This is a genomic window from Streptomyces sp. NPDC050315, assembly GCF_040655775.1.
GTDB lineage: Bacteria > Actinomycetota > Actinomycetes > Streptomycetales > Streptomycetaceae > Streptomyces.
Genome location: NZ_JBFAKN010000001.1, coordinates 850,430 through 868,055 on the forward strand (window position 1 = coordinate 850,430; position 17,626 = coordinate 868,055).

Here is a 17,626-nt window from a genome sequence, read left to right on the forward strand (position 1 = left end):
CGGCGAGAGACGGTACGGCGTGGGTGACGGGTCATGAGGCGGTGGCCAGGAGGAGATCCGAAGCCTTCTCGCCGATCATGATCGACGGGGCGTTGGTGTTGCCGGAGGGGACGGACGGCATGATCGAGGCGTCCGCCACGCGGAGTCCCCGCACGCCGCGCACGCGCAGCTCGGGGTCCACGACGGCGAGGTTGTCCTGTCCCATCCTGCAGGTGCCGACCTGATGGTGGTACGTGCCGACCGCACGCCGTACGTACTCCCGCAGATCGTCCCGGGTGCGTGCCTCCGGCCCGGGCGCCACTTCCGCCTTGCGCCAGGCGTCGAAGGCGCGCTGGCCACCGATCTCCCGGCACAACTCCACTGCGTCGACGAGCGCTTCGAGGTCGTACCGCTCGGCGAGGACGTTCGGGTCCAGCAGCGGCGCGGCCTCCGGATCGGCCGAGGCGAGCCGCAGTGTGCCGCGGGACAGCGGCCTGACGATGCCCGGGGCGATGGTGTAGCCGTGCTCCGGCACGGAGTACGACTCGGCGGGGTAGACCAGGTGCAGGAACACGGGCTGCAGGTCGGGACCGGGGCGGCGCGGGTCGGTGGAAGTGAAGAGCTGGCTTTCGAGCAGGTTCGCCTTGCCGGGCGGCAGCGGGCGGGACGCCTCGTACACATTGCTCACGAGCAGATGGTCGTGCAGATTCTCCCCGACGCCCGGCAGATCCACGGCGATGTCGACGCCGACCTCGCGGAGGTGCGCGGCGGGGCCGATACCGGACAGCAACAGGGCCTGCGCCGAACCGATGACGCCGCCGCTCAGTACCACCTCGGCGGCGGCGTGGGCGCGATGCAGGCGTCCCTCCGCGGCGTACTCGACTCCGACCGCCCGGCCGCCCTCCAACAGGACCCTGTGCACGCGGGCACCGGTGGTCACGGTCAGGGACGGGTTGTCCCGCACCGGGGCGACAAAGCTCTGCCAGGCGCTCATGCGGCGCCCGTCGCGGACGGTCGCGTGGTTGAAACCGACGCCGACCATGTCATCGCCGTTGAAGTCGTCCGTCCGCTCATGCCCGAGGGCAACGGCCGCCTCCACGAAGGCAGTTGCGGTCGGGTGCAGTTCGGTGATTCTGCTGACGGGCAAGGGGCCGCCCTTGCCGTGCCACGCGCTCTCGCCGTCGACGTGGTCCTCCGACCGCTTGAACAGAGGGAGCACGCTGTCCCAGTCCCAGCCGGTGCACCCCTCGTACGCCCACGCGTCGTAGTCGCTGCGGTGCCCGCGTATGTAGATCATCCCGTTGAGCGAACTCGATCCGCCCAGCACCTTACCCCGCGGCCAGTACAACGACCGGTTGTTGGCGTGCCTCTGAGGCACCGTCATAGACGCCCAGTCCAGCGGCGATTGCAGCAGTTGCGGCCAGCCCAGCGGGCTGTGCACCCGCTCGTCGTCGTCGACCGGTCCGGCCTCCAGAACGTGCACCGAGTGGCCCGCGTCCAGTAACCGCCGAACGATCACACTGCCGGCCGATCCGGCCCCCACGACCACGAAATCGTGCTCAGCACGCGACTTCACCACGACTGTCCCCTCCCGCAACGTCGTCAACACTGCGGGAAACAGTACGAGCGCGGGAAGCACGCGTCTCGCCAACGAGCGAACGGGCAGCCTCTGAAGCCCCCTTGGCCGGCGTCGCCGGTCTCTCAAGGAAGGGCCTGCTCGGCCCAAATGGTTTTGCCGGTCGGCGTATAGCGCGTGCCCCACTGCCCGGTCATCTGCGCGATGAGGAAGAGGCCGCGCCCACCCTCGTCGTCACTGGCCGCGTGACGCAGATGCGGTGAGGTGTGACCGGTGTCGGAGACCTCGCAGATGAGGGTCTGGTCGCGGATGAGCCGGAGCTGGATCGGCCCGCCGGCGTACCGGATCGCGTTGGTCACCAGCTCGCTGACGACCAGCTCCGTGGTGAAGGCGAGCTCCTCCAGATCCCACCGGCCCAGTTGCTCGGTGGTGGCCTTCCGCGCCTGGGCAACGGTCGCCGGATCGGCTTCGAACTCCCATACGATGCTCTGCTCCGGGCCGAGTCGTCGCGTACGGGCGACGAGCAGGGCCGCGTCGTCCGACACCGGTCCGGGCAGCAGCGTCGTCACGGCACGGTCGCACAGCTCCTCCAGAGGCCTCGCGGGCTCGGCGAGGATGTCGCCGAGGCGGCGGACCTCGGCATCGACGTCCCGGTCGGCCGCGTGGACGAGACCGTCGGTGAACAGGACGAGGAGGCCTCCCTCGGGCAGCTCGACCTCCGTGCTCTCGAAGGGCAGCCCGCCCACCCCCAGGGGCGGCCCGGGCTCCAGGTCCGGATGGCTGACGTGTCCGGTGCCGGGGGCGACGACCAGGGGAGGCAGATGCCCGGCACTCGCCATGCTGCACCTGCCCGACACCGGGTCGTACACGGCGTAGAGGCAGGTCGCGCCCCGGGCTCCGTCCGCCTCGGACGCACTGTTCCGGGTGGCCTCGCTTTCCCTGGCGGCCCGGCCGACGAGCTCTTCCTTGTCCTCCTTGGCGACCTGGCAGATGAGGTCGTCGAGGCGGGAGAGCAGCTCGTCGGGGGCCAGGTCCAGCCGGGCCAGTGCCCGTACGGACGTCCGCAGCCGGCCCATCGTGGCGGCCGCCCCCAGCCCATGGCCGACGACGTCTCCGACGACCAGGCCGACCCGCGTACCCGAGAGCGGAATCACGTCGAACCAGTCCCCGCCGACCCCGGCCCGGCTGTCCGCGGGCAGATAGCGGTACGCCAGGTCCACCGCGGTCTGCGAGGGCGGGAGCTTGGGCAGCAGGCTGCGCTGGAGTGTGAGGGCAGCGCCGCGCTCACGGGCGAAGCGTCGCGCGTTGTCGATGCATACGGCGGTGCGCTTGGCCAGTTCGTCGGCCAGCTCGCGCTCACCGGCGTCGAACTCCCCGGGGCGCCCGTCCCGCAGGAACGTCACCACTCCCAACGCGGTCTCCTCGGCCCGCAGCGGGACGACGAGCGCCCAGCGGACGGAATCCGGGCGGCGCTCCGCGGCTGCGGTCTCCGTCCCGGATGGCCCCTCGGCAGCCTCGTCCGTCGCAAGCCGCTCCATCACGGGGTGGCCCGCGAGCAGGCTCCGCATCTGTGGCGACGTGCCGGAATAGTTGCTCGGCCGCCGGTCCGGTGCGCGAATCAGACGGGGTACTCCAGACGCGCCGGCCACCCCGGGCACCGGCGATCCCGTACCCGTACCCGTGCCCGTACCCATATCCGTACCTGCACTCAGGACATCTTCCAGCAGATCGACGGTGACCGCGTCGGCGAACCGCGGTACCGCCACCTCGGCGAGTTCGCGGGCCGTCACCGTCACATCCAGCGTCGTGCCGATCGCCTGTCCGGCGCGTACCAGCAGGTCCAGCCGCTGCTGAGCCTGGTACCTGTCGGTGATGTCGACGGACTCCTCGCACACCCCCAGCGGATTGCCGTACGCGTCCTGCAGCCGGTAGTAGGAGCAGGACCAGACGCGTTCCTGCTCCGGGTCGGAGAGCAAGCGGGCCCGGTAGTGCAGGTCGACGACCGTCTCGCCGGTGGCGAGGACCCGTCGTACGACCTGCTCCAGCGTTCGCGGCTGGTCTTCGGAGAGCACCTCGCCGCCCGGGAACAGCTCGTCCACGTGCGTGCCCACGTACTGCGCGATCGGTCCGGCCATCTCCCGGCCGGCCGCGGTATTCGCCCAGACGACCCCCAGCTCGGTGTCGTAGATGTTCAGCCCTACGGGCGACTGGGTGATCAGCCCGCGCAACATCGCCTGGCCGGCCTCCCACTGCCGCAGTTCGTCCAGGTCGGCCGCCAGGAGGACGCGGGCGGGCTGTTCCGGGGCGTCGTACTCCGGGTCGTACCCCAGTGAGCAGACCTCTGTCGCCAACCGCAGGACCCGCCCGTTACGGTGCCGCACCTCCAGCGGCTGCCCCGGAGCCGGCACCGGCACTGACACTCCGGACTCTGTGGAAAGGGACGCGAAGGAACGCCCCACGATCTCGCTCCGCTGATACCCGAGCAGGGCCTGCGCCGACGGACTCCAGCCGATGACGGTGTCGCGGGCATTCAGTACGACGACGGCCGCGGTGGTGACGTCCAAGGGGCCGCGATACCCGCTGCCCAGCGCATACAACGCGTTACTCATCGCATCAACCTGCCCGGGGCGTGTCCGATGCCCATCGTCGGACGGCGACACAGCGTACGCAACTCGTGACGCCCGTGGAGAGCGGCTGACGGGCGCTTGTCAGTGCCCGGTGCAACGCTGGACACAGACAGGCCCTACATCTCTGTCTCCATCTCTATCTCTATCTCTATCCACGGAAGGGAATCATCACCATGATCACCACGGACTTCGTCCCCGGCTCCCCCTGCTGGCTCGACCTCGGCGCTCCCGACGTCAGCGCCGCCGCGGCCTTCTACGGCACCGTGCTCGGGTGGGAGTACGAATCCATGGGTGAGGGCGAGGACATGGAAGGCGGCATGTTCCGGAAGGACGGCAAGATCGTCGCCGGGCTCGGCAAGCTCACCGAACAGGGCGCGCGCCCGGCCTGGATGATCTACTTCAGCGTCACCGACGCGGACGCCACGACCCAGGCCGTCGAACGCGCGGGCGGCACGGTGCGCGTGGCGCCGATGGACCTCGACGACTGGGGCCGGATGGCCCAGTTCAGCGACCCGCTGGGCGGCCAGTTCGCCGTCTGGCAGCCGGGCACGGACAAGGGCTTCGAGCTGGTGGACCAGCCGGGCTCGCTGTCCTGGACCGAGCTGTACACCAGCGACGCCACGGCCGCGAAGGAGTTCTACGGCGGCATCTTCGGCTGGCAGTTCAGCGACATGGAGCTGCCCGGCGGCGGGGGCACGTACTCCCTGATCACCCCCGCCGGACTGCCCGAGAACCGCATGCAGGGCGGACTCATGCAACTCCCCAAGGAACACCTCGCCCTGGCAAACGGACGACCGTACTGGCACCCGGTCTTCAACGTCCCCGACTGCGACACCGCGGTGGCCAAGGTCACCGAGAACGGCGGCAGCGTACAGATGGGCCCCGACAACGCAGAAGGCGTCGGCCGCCTGGCCGTCTGCCTCGACCCCTCGAACGCAGACTTCGTCACCCTTACTCCGACCGAGAGCTGAGGTAGAGGGCTCATGAGGTGAGCCGGCTGCTCGAAACGGAATCCGGAACGGAATTTCGGAACGGAATGGGAAGGAGGTAAATGCGTCGACAGCATGCCTGGGTACCCGGCAGAGTGTCCGCCCGTGACGAGCAGTGAGCTGTGGACCCGTGCGACCGCCGACCGCTACGACGCCGAGGAGACCGAGATGTCCTCGGCCGCCGTCCTCGGACCGACTCTCGCCTTCCTCGCCGAGCTCGCCGGAGACGGCCGGGCTCTGGAGTTCGCCATCGGAACCGGACGGGTGGGCGTCCCGCTCCGGGAACGCGGCGTGCAGGTGGTGGGCATTGAACTGTCCGAGCACATGGCAGCGGTCCTGCGGCGCAAGACCGACGAGGACACGCTCCCGGTAACCATCGGCGACATGGCCACCACCGTCGTCCCGGGCGAATTCACCCTGGTCTACCTCGTCTACAACACCATCACGAACCTGCTCACGCAGGACGAGCAGGTCGAGTGCTTCCGCAACGCCGCACGGCATCTGGCACCCGGCGGCCGCTTCGTCATCGAGCTGGGCGTGCCGCCACTGCGATTTCTGCCGCCCGGCCAGGTCGCGGTGCCGTTCGACGTCTCCGAGCGGCATCTCGGCTTCGACACCTTCGACCTGGTCGAACAGATTCTCGTCTCGCACCACCTCACCCACGATGGCGAAGACGGCCGCTACCGCCGTGACAGCTCCCGCCACCGGTACGCCTGGCCGGCAGAACTCGACCTGATGGCCCGAATCGCCGGCCTCGAACTGGAACGCCGTGTCGCAGACTGGAACGGGACCCCATTCACCCAGGACTCCCCAAAACACATCTCCGTCTGGCGCAAGCCAACCTGAGGCAGCCGGCCACCGCGCGGCTGCCGGCGCGGCCCAGCTGGTGGGCATCGCGCTGACCGGCGAGGGCGGGCGGCTTCGAGTCGCAGATCGGGCGCAAGCGGCGGCGGCGCCCAACCGCTTTTCACATCGGCGAGGTGATCATGATGATCAGATATTCGTCGTCGGCCGTTGAGGCAGGACCGAACGGGTTCGGGGTTTGAGTGCTTGTTTCGTGGCGGGTGCTCTGCGTGTTCTCGTAGCGGTGCGCTCTGTGGTGCGCGACCATACGGGCGCCGATAGAGGGACGGTCATCCGCGTCGTGCGGGAGGAATGATCTCCGCCGGCCGCCGGCCCCGCGTTGACTGCCGCGGGTCTGGCCAGGCGTTTCCAGTCGGCGGGTGCCACGACGCGTTACGCGCGCGGAGCACGGTACTCGACACCGGCAAGCAAGCAACATCAGCGACCAACGTCACGAACAAGCAGTCAGCAGAAGGAACACCGAGACAGGAAGAAGGACGGACGTGTCCGGCAGCGAAAGCGAGAACCCAGCAATCCCCTCCCCGGCCCCCACGCCGGCTCGGCCCAGGACGAACCGGGACTGGTGGCCGAATCAGCTGGACCTTCAGGTTCTCCACCAGCACTGTCCCCGGTCCAATCCGATGGGCGCGGATTTCGACTACGCCGAAGAATTCGCGACCCTGGACCTCGACGCACTGAAGCAGGACGTCTTCGAGGTGATGACGGCGTCGCAGGACTGGTGGCCTGCCGACTACGGCCACTACGGACCGCTCTTCATCCGGATGAGCTGGCATGCCGCGGGAACGTACCGTATCGCCGACGGCCGGGGCGGTGGCGGTGCCGGCGCTCAGCGCTTTGCCCCGCTCAACAGTTGGCCGGACAACGCGAGCCTCGACAAGGCGCGCCGTTTGCTCTGGCCGGTCAAGCAGAAGTACGGCCGGAAAATCTCCTGGGCCGATCTTCTGGTCTTCGCCGGCAACTGTGCCATGGAATCCATGGGGTTCAAGACGTTCGGGTTCGGCTTCGGGCGAGAGGACATCTGGGAGCCCGAGGAAATCTTCTGGGGGCCCGAGGACACCTGGCTCGGAGATGAGCGCTACAGCGGCGACCGGGAACTCGCCGGTCCTTTGGGCGCCGTGCAGATGGGGCTGATCTACGTCAATCCGGAGGGGCCCAACGGCAACCCGGATCCGATGGCTGCTGCTAGGGACATTCGCGAGACATTCGGGCGCATGGCGATGAATGACGAGGAGACGGTTGCGCTCATCGTCGGCGGCCACACGTTCGGTAAGTGTCATGGTGCGGTCGATCCCGAGTACATCGGCCCGGAACCCGAGGGCTGCCCCATCGAGCAGCAGGGCCTCGGCTGGCCGAACTCGTACGGCAGCGGCAAGGGCGCCCATGCGCTCACCAGTGGGCTGGAGGGTGCATGGACCTCCGAGCCGACGAAGTGGGACAACGGGTACCTGGACAACCTGTACAAGTACGACTGGGAGCTGACGACCAGTCCCGCCGGTGCGCATCAGTGGACCCCCACGGATCCGTCGGCCAGGGACACCGTGCCCGATGCTCATGATCCGTCGAAGCGGCACGCTCCGATGATGCTGACGACGGACCTCGCGCTGAAGCTGGACCCCGTCTACGCGCCGATCACGAAGAGCTTCCACGAGAACCCGGACAAGCTCGCGGTGGCGTTCGCCAAGGCGTGGTACAAGCTGCTGCACCGCGACATGGGCCCGATCTCGCGCTACCTCGGTCCGTGGATTCCCGAGCCGCAGCTGTGGCAGGACCCCGTCCCCGAGGTCGATCACGAGCTGATCGCGGACGCGGACATCACTGCTCTCAAGAGCCGGATCCTCGCCTCGGGACTGTCCATCTCCCAGCTGGTCACCACCGCTTGGGCGGCGGCGGCGAGCTTCCGCGCCACCGACAAGCGCGGCGGGGCCAACGGGGCGCGGATCCGGCTCGCGCCGCAAAAGGACTGGGAGGTCAACGACCTGCCCGAGGTGGCCGAGGCGTTGCGGACCCTCGAACAGCTCCAGCAGGACTTCAACGGCTCGGCCACCGGCGGCAAGAAGGTGTCCCTCGCCGACCTGATCGTCCTGGGCGGGTGCGCGGCCGTCGAGCAGGCCGCGAAGAACGCCGGGTACGACATCACGGTCCCGTTCGCACCGGGGCGCACGGACGCCTCGCAGGAGCAGACCGACGTGGAGTCGTTCGCCGTGCTCGAACCCAAGGCGGACGGGTTCCGCAACTTCCTTCGGGCGGAAGAGAAGTTGTCACCGGAGACTCTCCTGCTGGACCGCGCCAACCTGTTGGCACTGACCGCTCCCGAGATGACGGTGCTGATCGGCGGCATGCGGGCGCTGAACACCGGCTTCAAGGGTTCCCCGCACGGCGTCTTCACGCACCGGCAGGAGACCTTGACCAACGACTTCTTCGTCAACCTGCTCGACATGGGTACGGAGTGGAAGACGTCGGCCTCGGATGAGAACGTGTTCGAAGGCCGGGATCGTGCCACGGGCGAGGTGAAGTGGACCGCCACCGCCGTCGACCTCATCTTCGGTTCGCACTCCCAGCTCCGTGCCTTCTCCGAGGTCTACGCGTCCCAGGACGCGGGAGAGAAGTTCGTACGTGACTTCGTGGCAGCGTGGGACAAGGTGATGAACCTCGATCGGTTCGATCTCGCCTGAGCCCGATGTCCCGGTCGGCCACGCATTGGCCGACCGGGACATTCTTTGGCCGACCGGGCGTGGCTCCACGGCTTCCGGCATCGGCGGATCCGCTGGGCACGGCGGGCCGACAGCGGGGCGCGGACAACAGAGGTTGGCGCCGCTGGATCGCTTTGTCGACGGGGGCGGTCAGATGACCGGCGGGCGGCCCAGGCGCGTCATGCGCCACACCGTGGACCAGCGCATGGGACGCCGCACCCCGCACGCCTCCCGCGCACCCTCGACGAAGCCGCCGGCCCAGGCTCGCAGGCCGCCCAGGGAGGGGGTGCGGACGAGGGTGAGGACAGTCCAGATGCCCAGGTAGACGGGGACGAGAAGAGCGGGCAGGTGGCGCTTGGCGAGCCAGACCCGGTTGCGGGCCGTCATCCGGTAGTAGACCGCGTGCCGGGCCGGGCTGGTCTTCGGGTGCTGGAGCAACAGCTCCGGCTCGTACAGGACCTTCCAGTCCGCATCCAGCGCCCGCCAGGCCAGATCGGTCTCCTCGTGGGTGAAGAAGAACTCCTCCGGCCACCCGCCGATCTGATCCAGCATCGGCATGGACAGCGCGTGCCCGCCTCCGAGGAAAGTGGTCACCAGACCCCGGCGCATCGGATCCTTCGCGCGGAGCCGGGGCACATGCCGCCGCTGCGTCTCGCCGGTCTCGTCCGCGATCCGGAACGACACGATGCCGAGCTTCGGGTCCGCCTCGTACAGATCGGCGATCCGCCGGAAGACGTCCGCGTCCACCAGCAGCCCGTCATCGTCCAGGTCCACCAGCACATCCACGTCACCGAACGCCCGCAGCCGTTCCATCGCGACGTTACGGCCCCCGGAAACGCCGAGGTTCTCCGCCAGCTCCACCGTCGTCACCCAGTCGGGGTACTCCGGTAGCGGGGAGCCGTTGCCGACCACGACCACTCGCGCGGCGGTCTCGCTCTGCTTGGCCACCGAGTCGAGCAGAGCCCGCACTTCGGCCGGCCGATTGCCCATCGTCAGCACCGCCACACCCACACGCGGTCGTGCCACAACCCACTCCGTCCAGCATTCGGCATCACGTCGAACCCCCGATGCTATCGGCCTTGACGGGCCTCCGTTCACCGGGAAGGAATCCCCGCTATGCCCGGCATTCACCCGGTTGCGGCGCCGCTAGGCCGTTTCAATTAGATCATCGGATCGTTGGTCTGGCCGTGCCGCTGGCTGACGCCCAACGGGCCCGGATCGAACCGCTGTTGGCGGACCGTCCCCCGAAGCGAGGTGCGACCATCCACCTTGCCGGACTCCACATCGCAGGCATCTTCCTCGTCTCTCCGCCGCCGAGGAACCTGCTGGGTGAGATGGGCCAACAGCTCCGCAGGGGGCGTGCGCACCTCGTGCAGTCGACGGACGGTGTCCGCGATACGGGGGGCGTGGCTTCGGCCATTTGCGCAATGGCCGGAAGAGGGCGCCGCGCGTGAGCCATTTCCATTACCGGGATCATCGACGTGTACCGCGCATTGCGCCCACGCCCTGATCGAAGGGCGGTAGGACCCGCAGGCCGGTCAGCCGCGTTACTTCGTCTCCGGGAACGTCGCGGGGAAGGAAGCAGATCGAACGTCGCGGTCCGCGGGCCCCAGCGCGCGAAAGCGCGAGAGCGGCGTGCGCAGCGCGGGCGGTCCGCGACCGAGATCTGGCCCAAGTTCCGCTTCCTGTTCGAAGTCGACACTTCAACCCCGACACATGACTTGCCTAATGAACGGCCAGATAGTGCAGCACCGTCCGGTGGCAAAGCACTAGCCTCGGGGAGGGACAGGCACATCGCCACTTGTAGAGGGCGTGACCGACCGTGGCCGGATCGAGAGCGCGGCGCATTGCCGGCTTTCCCGCGGAAGCGACCAGCTTTGTGGGCCGACGGCAGGAACTGGCAACGGCGAAGCGGCTCTTGTCCGAGACCAGGTTACTGACGCTGACCGGTCCGGGCGGCGTCGGCAAGACCCGCCTCGCGGCGCGCCTGGCGGAGCAGGTCGCCCGTGCCTACTCCGACGGCGTGTGGCTGGTGCCGCTGGCCGCGGTCCAGGAAAGCGCACTCGTCCCGCACGCCGTCGCAGATGCACTCGCCGTCCATGACGACAGCGGCCGACCACCGGAAGAGGCCCTGCGCGAGCACCTGCACCGGCGGCGGCTGCTGCTGGTCCTGGACAATTGCGAGCACCTGCGGAGCGCCTGCGCAATCCTGATCGGCAGCGTTCTCGCAGCTGCGGAGGGTGTGCAGGTGCTCGCCACCAGCCGCCACCGCCTCGGCCTCACCGAGGAGCACCTACTCCCGGTGGGGCCGCTGCGCACCCCGGCTCCCGGCACACCACCGGGCGGTACGGCTCCCCTGCACTTCCCGGCACTGCAGCTCTTCGCCGACCGCGCGACCGCCGTGGCCCCCGACTTCGAGATCACCGAGGAGAACCAGGCGGCCGTGGTCCGCGTGTGCCATCGCCTGGACGGGCTGCCGCTCGCGATCGAGCTGGCCGCCGTACGGATGCAGGCCCTGGGCATCGAACAGCTCGACGAACGGCTGGATGACCGGTACCGGCTGCTCACCTCCGGCAGCCCTATCGCCCCGCCCCGCCACCGGACGCTGCGCTCGGCCGTGGACTGGAGTTACGACCTGTGCACTTCCGAGGAGCAGCGGGCCTGGGCCGGGCTGTCGGTGTTCGCCGGCAGCTTCGACCTGAGCGCGGCGGAGACGGTCTGCGACGGTGTCGGCCTTGGTCGGTGGGAGGTGCTGGACACCGTGGCCGGGCTGGTGGAGAAGTCCGTCCTGGCCAAGGAGGAAGCCGGTGGCACGGCTCGGTACCGGATGCTCGCGCTGCTGCGCCAGTACGGTCTGGAGCGGCTGACCGAGCTGGGCCGGGCGGCCGTCGTCCGCCGTCGGCACCGCGACCACTTCCTGCGCCTGGTCGAAACATTGGAACGCCAGTGGTTCGGCCCCGACCAGCCCGCCATCGTCGCCCGCCTACGGGCCGAGCACGACAATGTACGTGCCGCCCTGGACTTCTGCCTGGTCACTCCCGGCGAGTCCCGGATCGGTCGGCGACTGGTGGCGGCCCTGTGGTTCTGCTGGGCCGAACGCGGCACGTGGGCGGAGATGCGGCACTGGTGGCGGCGCCTGGCCTCGTGCGAGGACGGGAAGGCGATCGGCGCACCGACCCGGGCGGTCTGGGTGGCCGGCGTGATCTGGGTGATCCTCACTCGTTCCGCTGCCGTGCTGGCCGGTACCCCCTCGGGACAGGTCCTCAAGCCGCAGGAGCTGCCGGCCATCGATCCGCTGCCCGTCCTCGTCGCCCGGGACGCTCGGGGGCAGCGCGAATTGTGCTTCCACGTCCTGAGCCGCGTGGAGATCGCCTGCACGCTCATCTTCCGGGGCGGGCCCGAGCGCGCCCTGCCCTTGTGTGAGGAGGCCCTCGCCGTCTGCGAGGCGTACGGCGAGCAGTGGGCCCGTTCGTACGTCCTGTGTACGCTCGCCATGGCCCGCGGGGTACTGGGCGACCAGAACGGCGCCGCCCAAAGCGCTCGGCGGTGCCTGCGGCTCACGTATGTGGCCCATGAGCCGTACGCCGCCGGCAGGGCTCTCGATCTGCTGGCAGCCATCGCCGTCTCCCGGGGGGAGGCCGAACGGGCGGCCGTGCTGCAAGGCGCGGTCCACCGCATTCGGCATGCCACCGAGCACCAACCGCTGACCGGAGCGCTGCGGGTGGGGCAGGGCCGGGTGGGCGAACGGCAGGCCCGCACGGCACTGGGTGACCGGGCCTATGAACAGGCGCACCGACGCGGGCAGGAGCTGTCCTTGCCGGAGGCCGTCGAGTACGCCTTGAGCGACCGGCCCGGGGCTCCGCAGGGCCAGGCCGTTCCCGGGCGGGCCGATACCGGACCATCGGGCCGGTCCGCTGCCGGCCCTCCCATCGTCCCCGCTGCGGCATCGGCAGCGGGGCTCTCCCGGCGCGAGTGGGAGGTGGCCGGACTCGTCGCCCAAGGGATGACGAACCGTCAAATCGCGGAGACGCTGGTAATTTCCCGGCGTACCGCCGAGGGCCATGTGGAGCGCATCCTTGCCAAGCTGGCATTCGCCAGCCGCAGCCAGGTGGCCGCGTGGGTCAGCGAGGCAGAAAGGGCGAGCGGTCCAGGGAAGCGGCCAGAACGACCATAGTGCCCCGGCCGCCCGGGTTCGGGTGCACTTCGATGCGGTCGGTGAGCACTTCGGCAAGGCGCAGCCCGTGGCCGCCGACCGTGCTCCCGTCGCTCCCTTCTGCGGCGTCCCGGGCCGGTGGGCCGGGAGACAGCGGCAGGGCGAACGGGCCGGGGCCGGAGTCGATGACTTCGCACCGCGCCTCGCCGTCCGTGACCCGCACAATCAGCTGCCCCGATCCCCCGCCGTGCAGGACCGCATTGACCACGGCTTCGAGTGTCGCCTGGGCAAGTGCATTCCGCACCGGCTCGGCCAGTCCGGCTCGGCGGAGGGCGGCGGCGAGCGTGACCCGCAGCAGCGGCAGGTCGGAGTAGGTGAAGTCCACCTTCAGCAGACGGCTCTCGTTCATGCCGCGTCGTCGTCCTCCACTTGGAGTTCCAGCTGCGGTACGGCACCGGAGCCGAGACCGCGCAGGGTCATCTCCAGCATCGCTCCACACCTGACGACGACCTTGTGCTCCCGCGGAAGCCCGGCAGCGAAGTCGATCAGGAGCCAGGCACAGTGCGATTCCATGTAGGCCAGATCCCTCAGATCGAATTCGTAGCGGCAGGGGCCGGGGCCCGGCCGCCGCCCCAACGCTTCGTGAAGCACCTCGGTGAACTCCTCGCGCGAGCCCAGTTCCGCCGAGCCGGCGATCCTCGCACCGTTCGCAGTCGAGGTCACCTCGAGCGCGCCCAGGTGCTCCATGACCTGGAGTGGATGGATCCGGCGCATCGTGGCCACCAGATGGTCACTGCACTGCTCACGGTCGTACCAGCAAAGCCCGGTGAAGTACGCGTCCGCGAACAATGCCGCCACGGAGATTTCGTAATCCACCACTTTCTCGTCGTCCACGCTCGCCCGCGGTGCCCAGTTCATGTCACCCCCGCCGCGCAACCGTGGGTAGCCCTCCTCCCGGGCTTGCTCGATCAGCGCGGCGTGGGTGCGAAGTTGCCGCTCCGCGGAGAAACGGCCGTCCGGGAGATAGACGGAAGTGTTGCGGGCGAGCACCAACTGGCCGCTGGCCAGCGCATCTTGCACCTGCCCCAGACCACCGTCGAGGCAGGAGAGAGCATCGTCGTCGTTCAGGTCGCTCGGGTCCAGGACGAGCAGCACCTTCTCCTCGCGGGCCAGGCCGGTCCGGGTGAAGGCGGCCAGTACCTGCCAACGGGCCTTCCAGTCGACGAAGTCCATGCACGAGTGGTCCCCCGGCCCCAGACGCTCCACCGAAACGATGCGGCCGGTTGTGCCGTGGTGCTCAGTCATCGGCCAGCCTTTCTGTCATCGGCACGTCGCGCGGCCGGTCCCCCGTTACCCCCGGCACGTTAGTGAGAAGGCACGCGCACCACCGTGGAAGTCCGCTCTCGCCTCCTTTTGGACACACCCTTGGCGTTGCCGCACCACTTGTGCCAAGGGCTGACTGCGGAGCGCCCTCACGAAGGGAGGACCCTCACCCAACAGGTATGCGAGCACGTATTTCTCCCGGCGCGCACAGGGCCCGGTCGGCGCACAGTGGCCCCAACCGGAAGGACAGCAATGTTGATCTCTGAAGACGCGCCGGCCGACCTCAGTCCGGGCACCACCTACCTCAGTACTGCGATCAGTGCCATGGCTGACGGGCCACTCCTGGCCCGGCGAGCCGTCCGCAGATGGCTGACCGCAGCAGAAATCAGCGAGGAGGCCGACACTGCCCTACTGCTGACGAACGAACTGGTCACGAATGCGCAGCAGCACGCTCCCGGGCCGGCGAGGCTGCGGCTGTTCCTGCGCCACGGACTTCTGCGCTGCGAGGTCCTGGACAGTTACCGGTCCCTGCCGGTGTTGATCCGCCCCTACACGGACCACGAGAGGGGGCGCGGCCTGGGCCTGGTGGACACGCTGGCGCTGTGCTGGGGCAGCACGCTGGCGCGCCACAGTAAAACCGTCTGGTTCGAACTGCCGGTGCCCTCTGCCGTGGAGAAAGCCCCGAAGCGCCCACACCGGCTTCCCTCGCCCCGCTCCGCGGTGACTTTCTATCTCAGTACGGGAGGCGTTCCGGGGTGACTGCGGGCGTCACCTTCCGACCGAGTTTGCGATGTCGGTTTTGGGATGGTGCAGCACGATCGCTGGCGGCCGTGGCGGCCCGTGCTGAGTTCGTGCCGGCCTTCGCCGGCGGGACCGCACCGTAATCACGGAGAGGAGAGTGGTGGGGGGCGCCCCGCACGACCCCACTCAACCGCTCGGCGATCGGCACCCCGGCGGACCGCACCACCCGCTACGTCAAGCTCCTGCACCTCCCCGACGGCCGGAGCTCAGAGCGCGTCCGTGACGCGCTCCTGAACGCCTTCTCCGGCCTCCCCGCCGATCTCACCTCTCGCTGACCCGGGATCAGGGCAACGAGATGGGCCGACATGACGAGTTCACCCGCGCCACCGGCATCCCGGTCCACTTCTGCGAGCCGACCAGCCCCTGGCAGTGCGGCCGGCGAGCCGGATCGCCTCATCCCGTGAGGCCCGCCCTCTCGCACGCGGCCCGGTATGCGGGGGTGCAGATCTGGTTGATCGTGTACAAGCCGTCCTTGATGACGGTGGTCTTGATGTTCGACGCGGTCAAGGGGAGCGGAGTGACCAGGGCGGCCGGGACGTCTTTGCTGGTGGGCGTGGAGATTTCGGCCTTGGCGATGCGGTCGATCCGCTCACCGCGGCCGACGGCGACGGCGAGCCGGGCTGCCGCGTCCGCTTCGGGTTTGTAGGGCTTGTAGACGGTCATGTACTGCTCCCTGCCGACGACGCGCTGGACGGCCGCGAGTTCGGCGTCCTGGCCGACAACGGGCGGCAGTGGTCTGATGCGTGCGTCCTTGAGGGCGTCGATGGCGCCGCCGGCGAGGACGTCGTTGGCGGTCCAGACGCCCTCGATGGTGTCGACGCCCTCGGCGGCGATGGCAGCGGACATCGCGATGTGCGCGTTGCCGGCGTCCCATTCGGCGGCGTGGTACGCCCGGCTGACCTTCATCCTGCCCTTGAGGACGGCCTGCGCGCCCCGTACGAACGGGCCGACCAGCCGGGACGCCTTCGAGGGGCCTTCGAGCCTGACGATCAGGCCACCGTCCCGCTTCGTGCCCGCGGCCTTGAGCAGCGCCTCGGCCTGGAGTCTGCCGACGGCCTTGTCGTCATGGGACACGTACGCCGAGATCGGACCCTCGGCGTCCCGGTCGTAGGCGACGACCGGGACACCCGCCTTCTTCGCCTCCGTGACCGAGGAACGGATCCCCTGGACGTCGACAGCGTCGAGAATCAGGACGTCGACCCCCTTGGTGATCATGGTGTCCAGCTGCTGCCGCTGGATGGCCGCATCGTCGCGAGCGTTGGCATACTCCAGCGTGCAGGCGTCGCAGAGCTCCTTGATCTTCTTCTCGATCAAGGGCCGGTCGAACTGCTCGTAGCGGGCGGTCTGATTCTCCGGGAGCAGCAGGCCGATCCGCAGTGCCCCCTTGCCGGAGCCGCCGCCTCCTGACTCGCCCGCCTGCCCGCAGGCGCCGAGGCCGAGCGCCAGGCACGCCGCGACCGTGACGGCGCCGCATCGACTGATGTTCACTGGCCGGCCCTCTCAGTGAGTCCGGCCTTCTCGCAGGCCGGGGCGAGCTTCGGGGTGCAGATCCGGTCGAGGGTGTACATGCCGTCCTTGACGACGGTGCTCTTGATGTTGCCGACGGTGAGAGGGACCGGGTTGAGCAGGACGGCCGGGATGTGCCGGTCGGTAGCGCTGTTGACCCGGTCCTCGGCGATGTCCCCGATCTTCTTGCCGCGGCCCAGGGCGACGGCCAACCTCGCGGCGGCGGCGGCCTCGGGTCCGGCGGGCTTGTAGACGCTCATGTACTGGTCGCCCTGGATGATCCGCCGCACGGCGGCGAGTTCGGCGTCCTGGCCGGTGACCGGGGGCAGCGGCGCGATGCGGGCATTCTTGAGGGCCGAGATGGCGCCGGAGGCGTTGATGTCGTTGGAGGCCACGACACCGTCGATGTTGTCGGCACCCAGGGCTGCGATGGCGTCGGACATGCCGGCGAAGGCCCCCTCCGCGCCCAGCGCACGGATGGTGTACGTCGTGACGGCTCGCACCTTGCCGCGGAGTGCGTCCCTGGAGCCCTTCAGACGGAGGACCGTCTCCTGGATCACCGGCGGGGTGTCCAGCATGACGATCCGGGCGCCGCCCACCTTGTCGCCGAGCGCCTTGAGGAGCGCCTCGCTCTGCTCCCTGCCGACCTGCACCTGGTCGTAGGCGACGAGGGCGGAGACCGGGCCGTCGGCGACCCGGTCGTAGGCGATGACCGGGATGCCCGCGCGCCTCGCCTCCTGGACCGATGAGCGGAGGGACGAGGAGTCGACGACGTCGAGCAGCATCACACGGACCCCTTTGGCGATCATGGAGTCCACCTGCCGGTGCTGGTCGGCCACGTCCCCCTTGGCGTTGGCGTACTCCACCGTGCACGTCCCGCACAGTTCCTTGATCTTCTTCTCGATCAGGGGCCGGTCGAAGGTCTCGTAGCGGGCGGCCTGGACGTCCGGGAGCAGCAGGCCGATCTTGAAGCCGCTCTCCCGGGAGGCGCCCGGCCCGCCGGCCTTTCCGCACGCGGCGAGCCCCGCAGCCAGGGACACCACCGTCACGGCGACGGCGACCCCACGAAGACCGGCGTTCATGGGCGTCACCTCCCGCGCCTATTTTGCCGGATTTAC

At 69.2% G+C, this 17,626-nt stretch carries 12 protein-coding genes; 5 read left to right on the forward strand and 7 right to left on the reverse strand.

The window, feature by feature from the left end:
- Positions 1-31: 31 nt before the first annotated feature.
- Both AB0I82_RS03800 and AB0I82_RS03805 read right to left on the reverse strand, forming a co-directional pair.
- Positions 32-1,555, reverse strand: coding sequence for a GMC family oxidoreductase N-terminal domain-containing protein (locus tag AB0I82_RS03800; protein WP_363255435.1), 1,524 nt, complete (start codon positions 1,553-1,555; stop codon positions 32-34).
- A 125-nt stretch (positions 1,556-1,680) separates the two neighbouring features.
- The gene (locus AB0I82_RS03805) at positions 1,681-4,164 is read right to left on the reverse strand and encodes a SpoIIE family protein phosphatase (RefSeq protein WP_363255436.1); all 2,484 of its coding nucleotides are present in this window, start codon (positions 4,162-4,164) and stop codon (positions 1,681-1,683) included.
- A 191-nt stretch (positions 4,165-4,355) separates the two neighbouring features.
- Between AB0I82_RS03805 and AB0I82_RS03810 the strand changes: the two genes are divergently transcribed.
- The 3 genes from AB0I82_RS03810 (at position 4,356) to katG (ending at position 8,707) form a co-directional block, all read left to right on the forward strand.
- Positions 4,356-5,153 (forward strand): VOC family protein, encoded by a 798-nt coding sequence (locus AB0I82_RS03810; RefSeq protein ID WP_363255437.1) that lies wholly within the window; start codon positions 4,356-4,358, stop codon positions 5,151-5,153.
- A 123-nt stretch (positions 5,154-5,276) separates the two neighbouring features.
- Entirely contained in the window at positions 5,277-6,017 is a 741-nt protein-coding gene (locus tag AB0I82_RS03815; RefSeq protein WP_363255439.1) for a class I SAM-dependent methyltransferase, read from the forward strand.
- A gap of 530 nt (positions 6,018-6,547) precedes the next feature.
- Complete coding sequence (katG, locus tag AB0I82_RS03820) at positions 6,548-8,707, forward strand: catalase/peroxidase HPI (RefSeq protein ID WP_363256061.1); 2,160 nt, start codon at positions 6,548-6,550, stop codon at positions 8,705-8,707.
- Positions 8,708-8,875: 168 nt separating this feature from the next.
- On the opposite strand, the gene AB0I82_RS03825 is transcribed toward katG, so the two are convergent.
- Complete coding sequence (locus AB0I82_RS03825) at positions 8,876-9,751, reverse strand: glycosyltransferase (RefSeq protein ID WP_363255440.1); 876 nt, start codon at positions 9,749-9,751, stop codon at positions 8,876-8,878.
- Positions 9,752-10,604: 853 nt separating this feature from the next.
- On the opposite strand from AB0I82_RS03825, the gene AB0I82_RS03830 reads away from it, so the two are divergent.
- Positions 10,605-12,899: a LuxR C-terminal-related transcriptional regulator gene (locus AB0I82_RS03830; protein WP_363255441.1), complete on the forward strand. Its 2,295-nt coding sequence runs from the start codon at positions 10,605-10,607 to the stop codon at positions 12,897-12,899.
- On the opposite strand, the gene AB0I82_RS03835 is transcribed toward AB0I82_RS03830, so the two are convergent.
- Entirely contained in the window at positions 12,847-13,287 is a 441-nt protein-coding gene (locus tag AB0I82_RS03835) for an ATP-binding protein (RefSeq protein ID WP_363255442.1), read from the reverse strand. The two genes, AB0I82_RS03830 and AB0I82_RS03835, sit on opposite strands and share 53 nt — an antisense overlap.
- Positions 13,284-14,111, reverse strand: coding sequence for an MEDS domain-containing protein (locus AB0I82_RS03840; protein WP_363255443.1), 828 nt, complete (start codon positions 14,109-14,111; stop codon positions 13,284-13,286). Before AB0I82_RS03840 ends, AB0I82_RS03835 begins: the two co-directional genes overlap by 4 nt.
- Positions 14,112-14,453: 342 nt before the next feature.
- Here AB0I82_RS03840 and AB0I82_RS03845 point away from each other — a divergent pair, with 342 nt between their 5' ends.
- Positions 14,454-14,960: an ATP-binding protein gene (locus AB0I82_RS03845; RefSeq protein WP_363255444.1), complete on the forward strand. Its 507-nt coding sequence runs from the start codon at positions 14,454-14,456 to the stop codon at positions 14,958-14,960.
- 435 nt (positions 14,961-15,395) lie between these two features.
- Here AB0I82_RS03845 and AB0I82_RS03850 read toward each other — a convergent pair whose 3' ends face one another.
- Both AB0I82_RS03850 and AB0I82_RS03855 read right to left on the reverse strand, forming a co-directional pair.
- A complete protein-coding gene (locus tag AB0I82_RS03850; RefSeq protein ID WP_363255445.1) occupies positions 15,396-16,490 on the reverse strand; it encodes a substrate-binding domain-containing protein in 1,095 nt (364 codons plus the stop codon).
- The gene (locus AB0I82_RS03855; RefSeq protein WP_363255446.1) at positions 16,487-17,590 is read right to left on the reverse strand and encodes a substrate-binding domain-containing protein; all 1,104 of its coding nucleotides are present in this window, start codon (positions 17,588-17,590) and stop codon (positions 16,487-16,489) included. The genes AB0I82_RS03850 and AB0I82_RS03855 overlap by 4 nt, the downstream gene beginning before the upstream one ends.
- Positions 17,591-17,626: the final 36 nt, after the last annotated feature.

Bases quoted from the DNA above. Each gene is read 5' to 3' on its own strand.
- AB0I82_RS03810 (WP_363255437.1), top strand. From the start codon at position 4,356: ATGATCACCACGGACTTCGTCCCCGGCTCCCCCTGCTGGCTCGACCTC.
- AB0I82_RS03840 (WP_363255443.1), bottom strand. From the start codon at position 14,111: ATGGACTTCGTCGACTGGAAGGCCCGTTGGCAGGTACTGGCCGCCTTC.
- AB0I82_RS03835 (WP_363255442.1), bottom strand. From the start codon at position 13,287: ATGAACGAGAGCCGTCTGCTGAAGGTGGACTTCACCTACTCCGACCTG.
- AB0I82_RS03805 (WP_363255436.1), bottom strand. From the start codon at position 4,164: ATGAGTAACGCGTTGTATGCGCTGGGCAGCGGGTATCGCGGCCCCTTG.
- AB0I82_RS03855 (WP_363255446.1), bottom strand. From the start codon at position 17,590: ATGAACGCCGGTCTTCGTGGGGTCGCCGTCGCCGTGACGGTGGTGTCC.
- AB0I82_RS03845 (WP_363255444.1), top strand. From the start codon at position 14,454: ATGTTGATCTCTGAAGACGCGCCGGCCGACCTCAGTCCGGGCACCACC.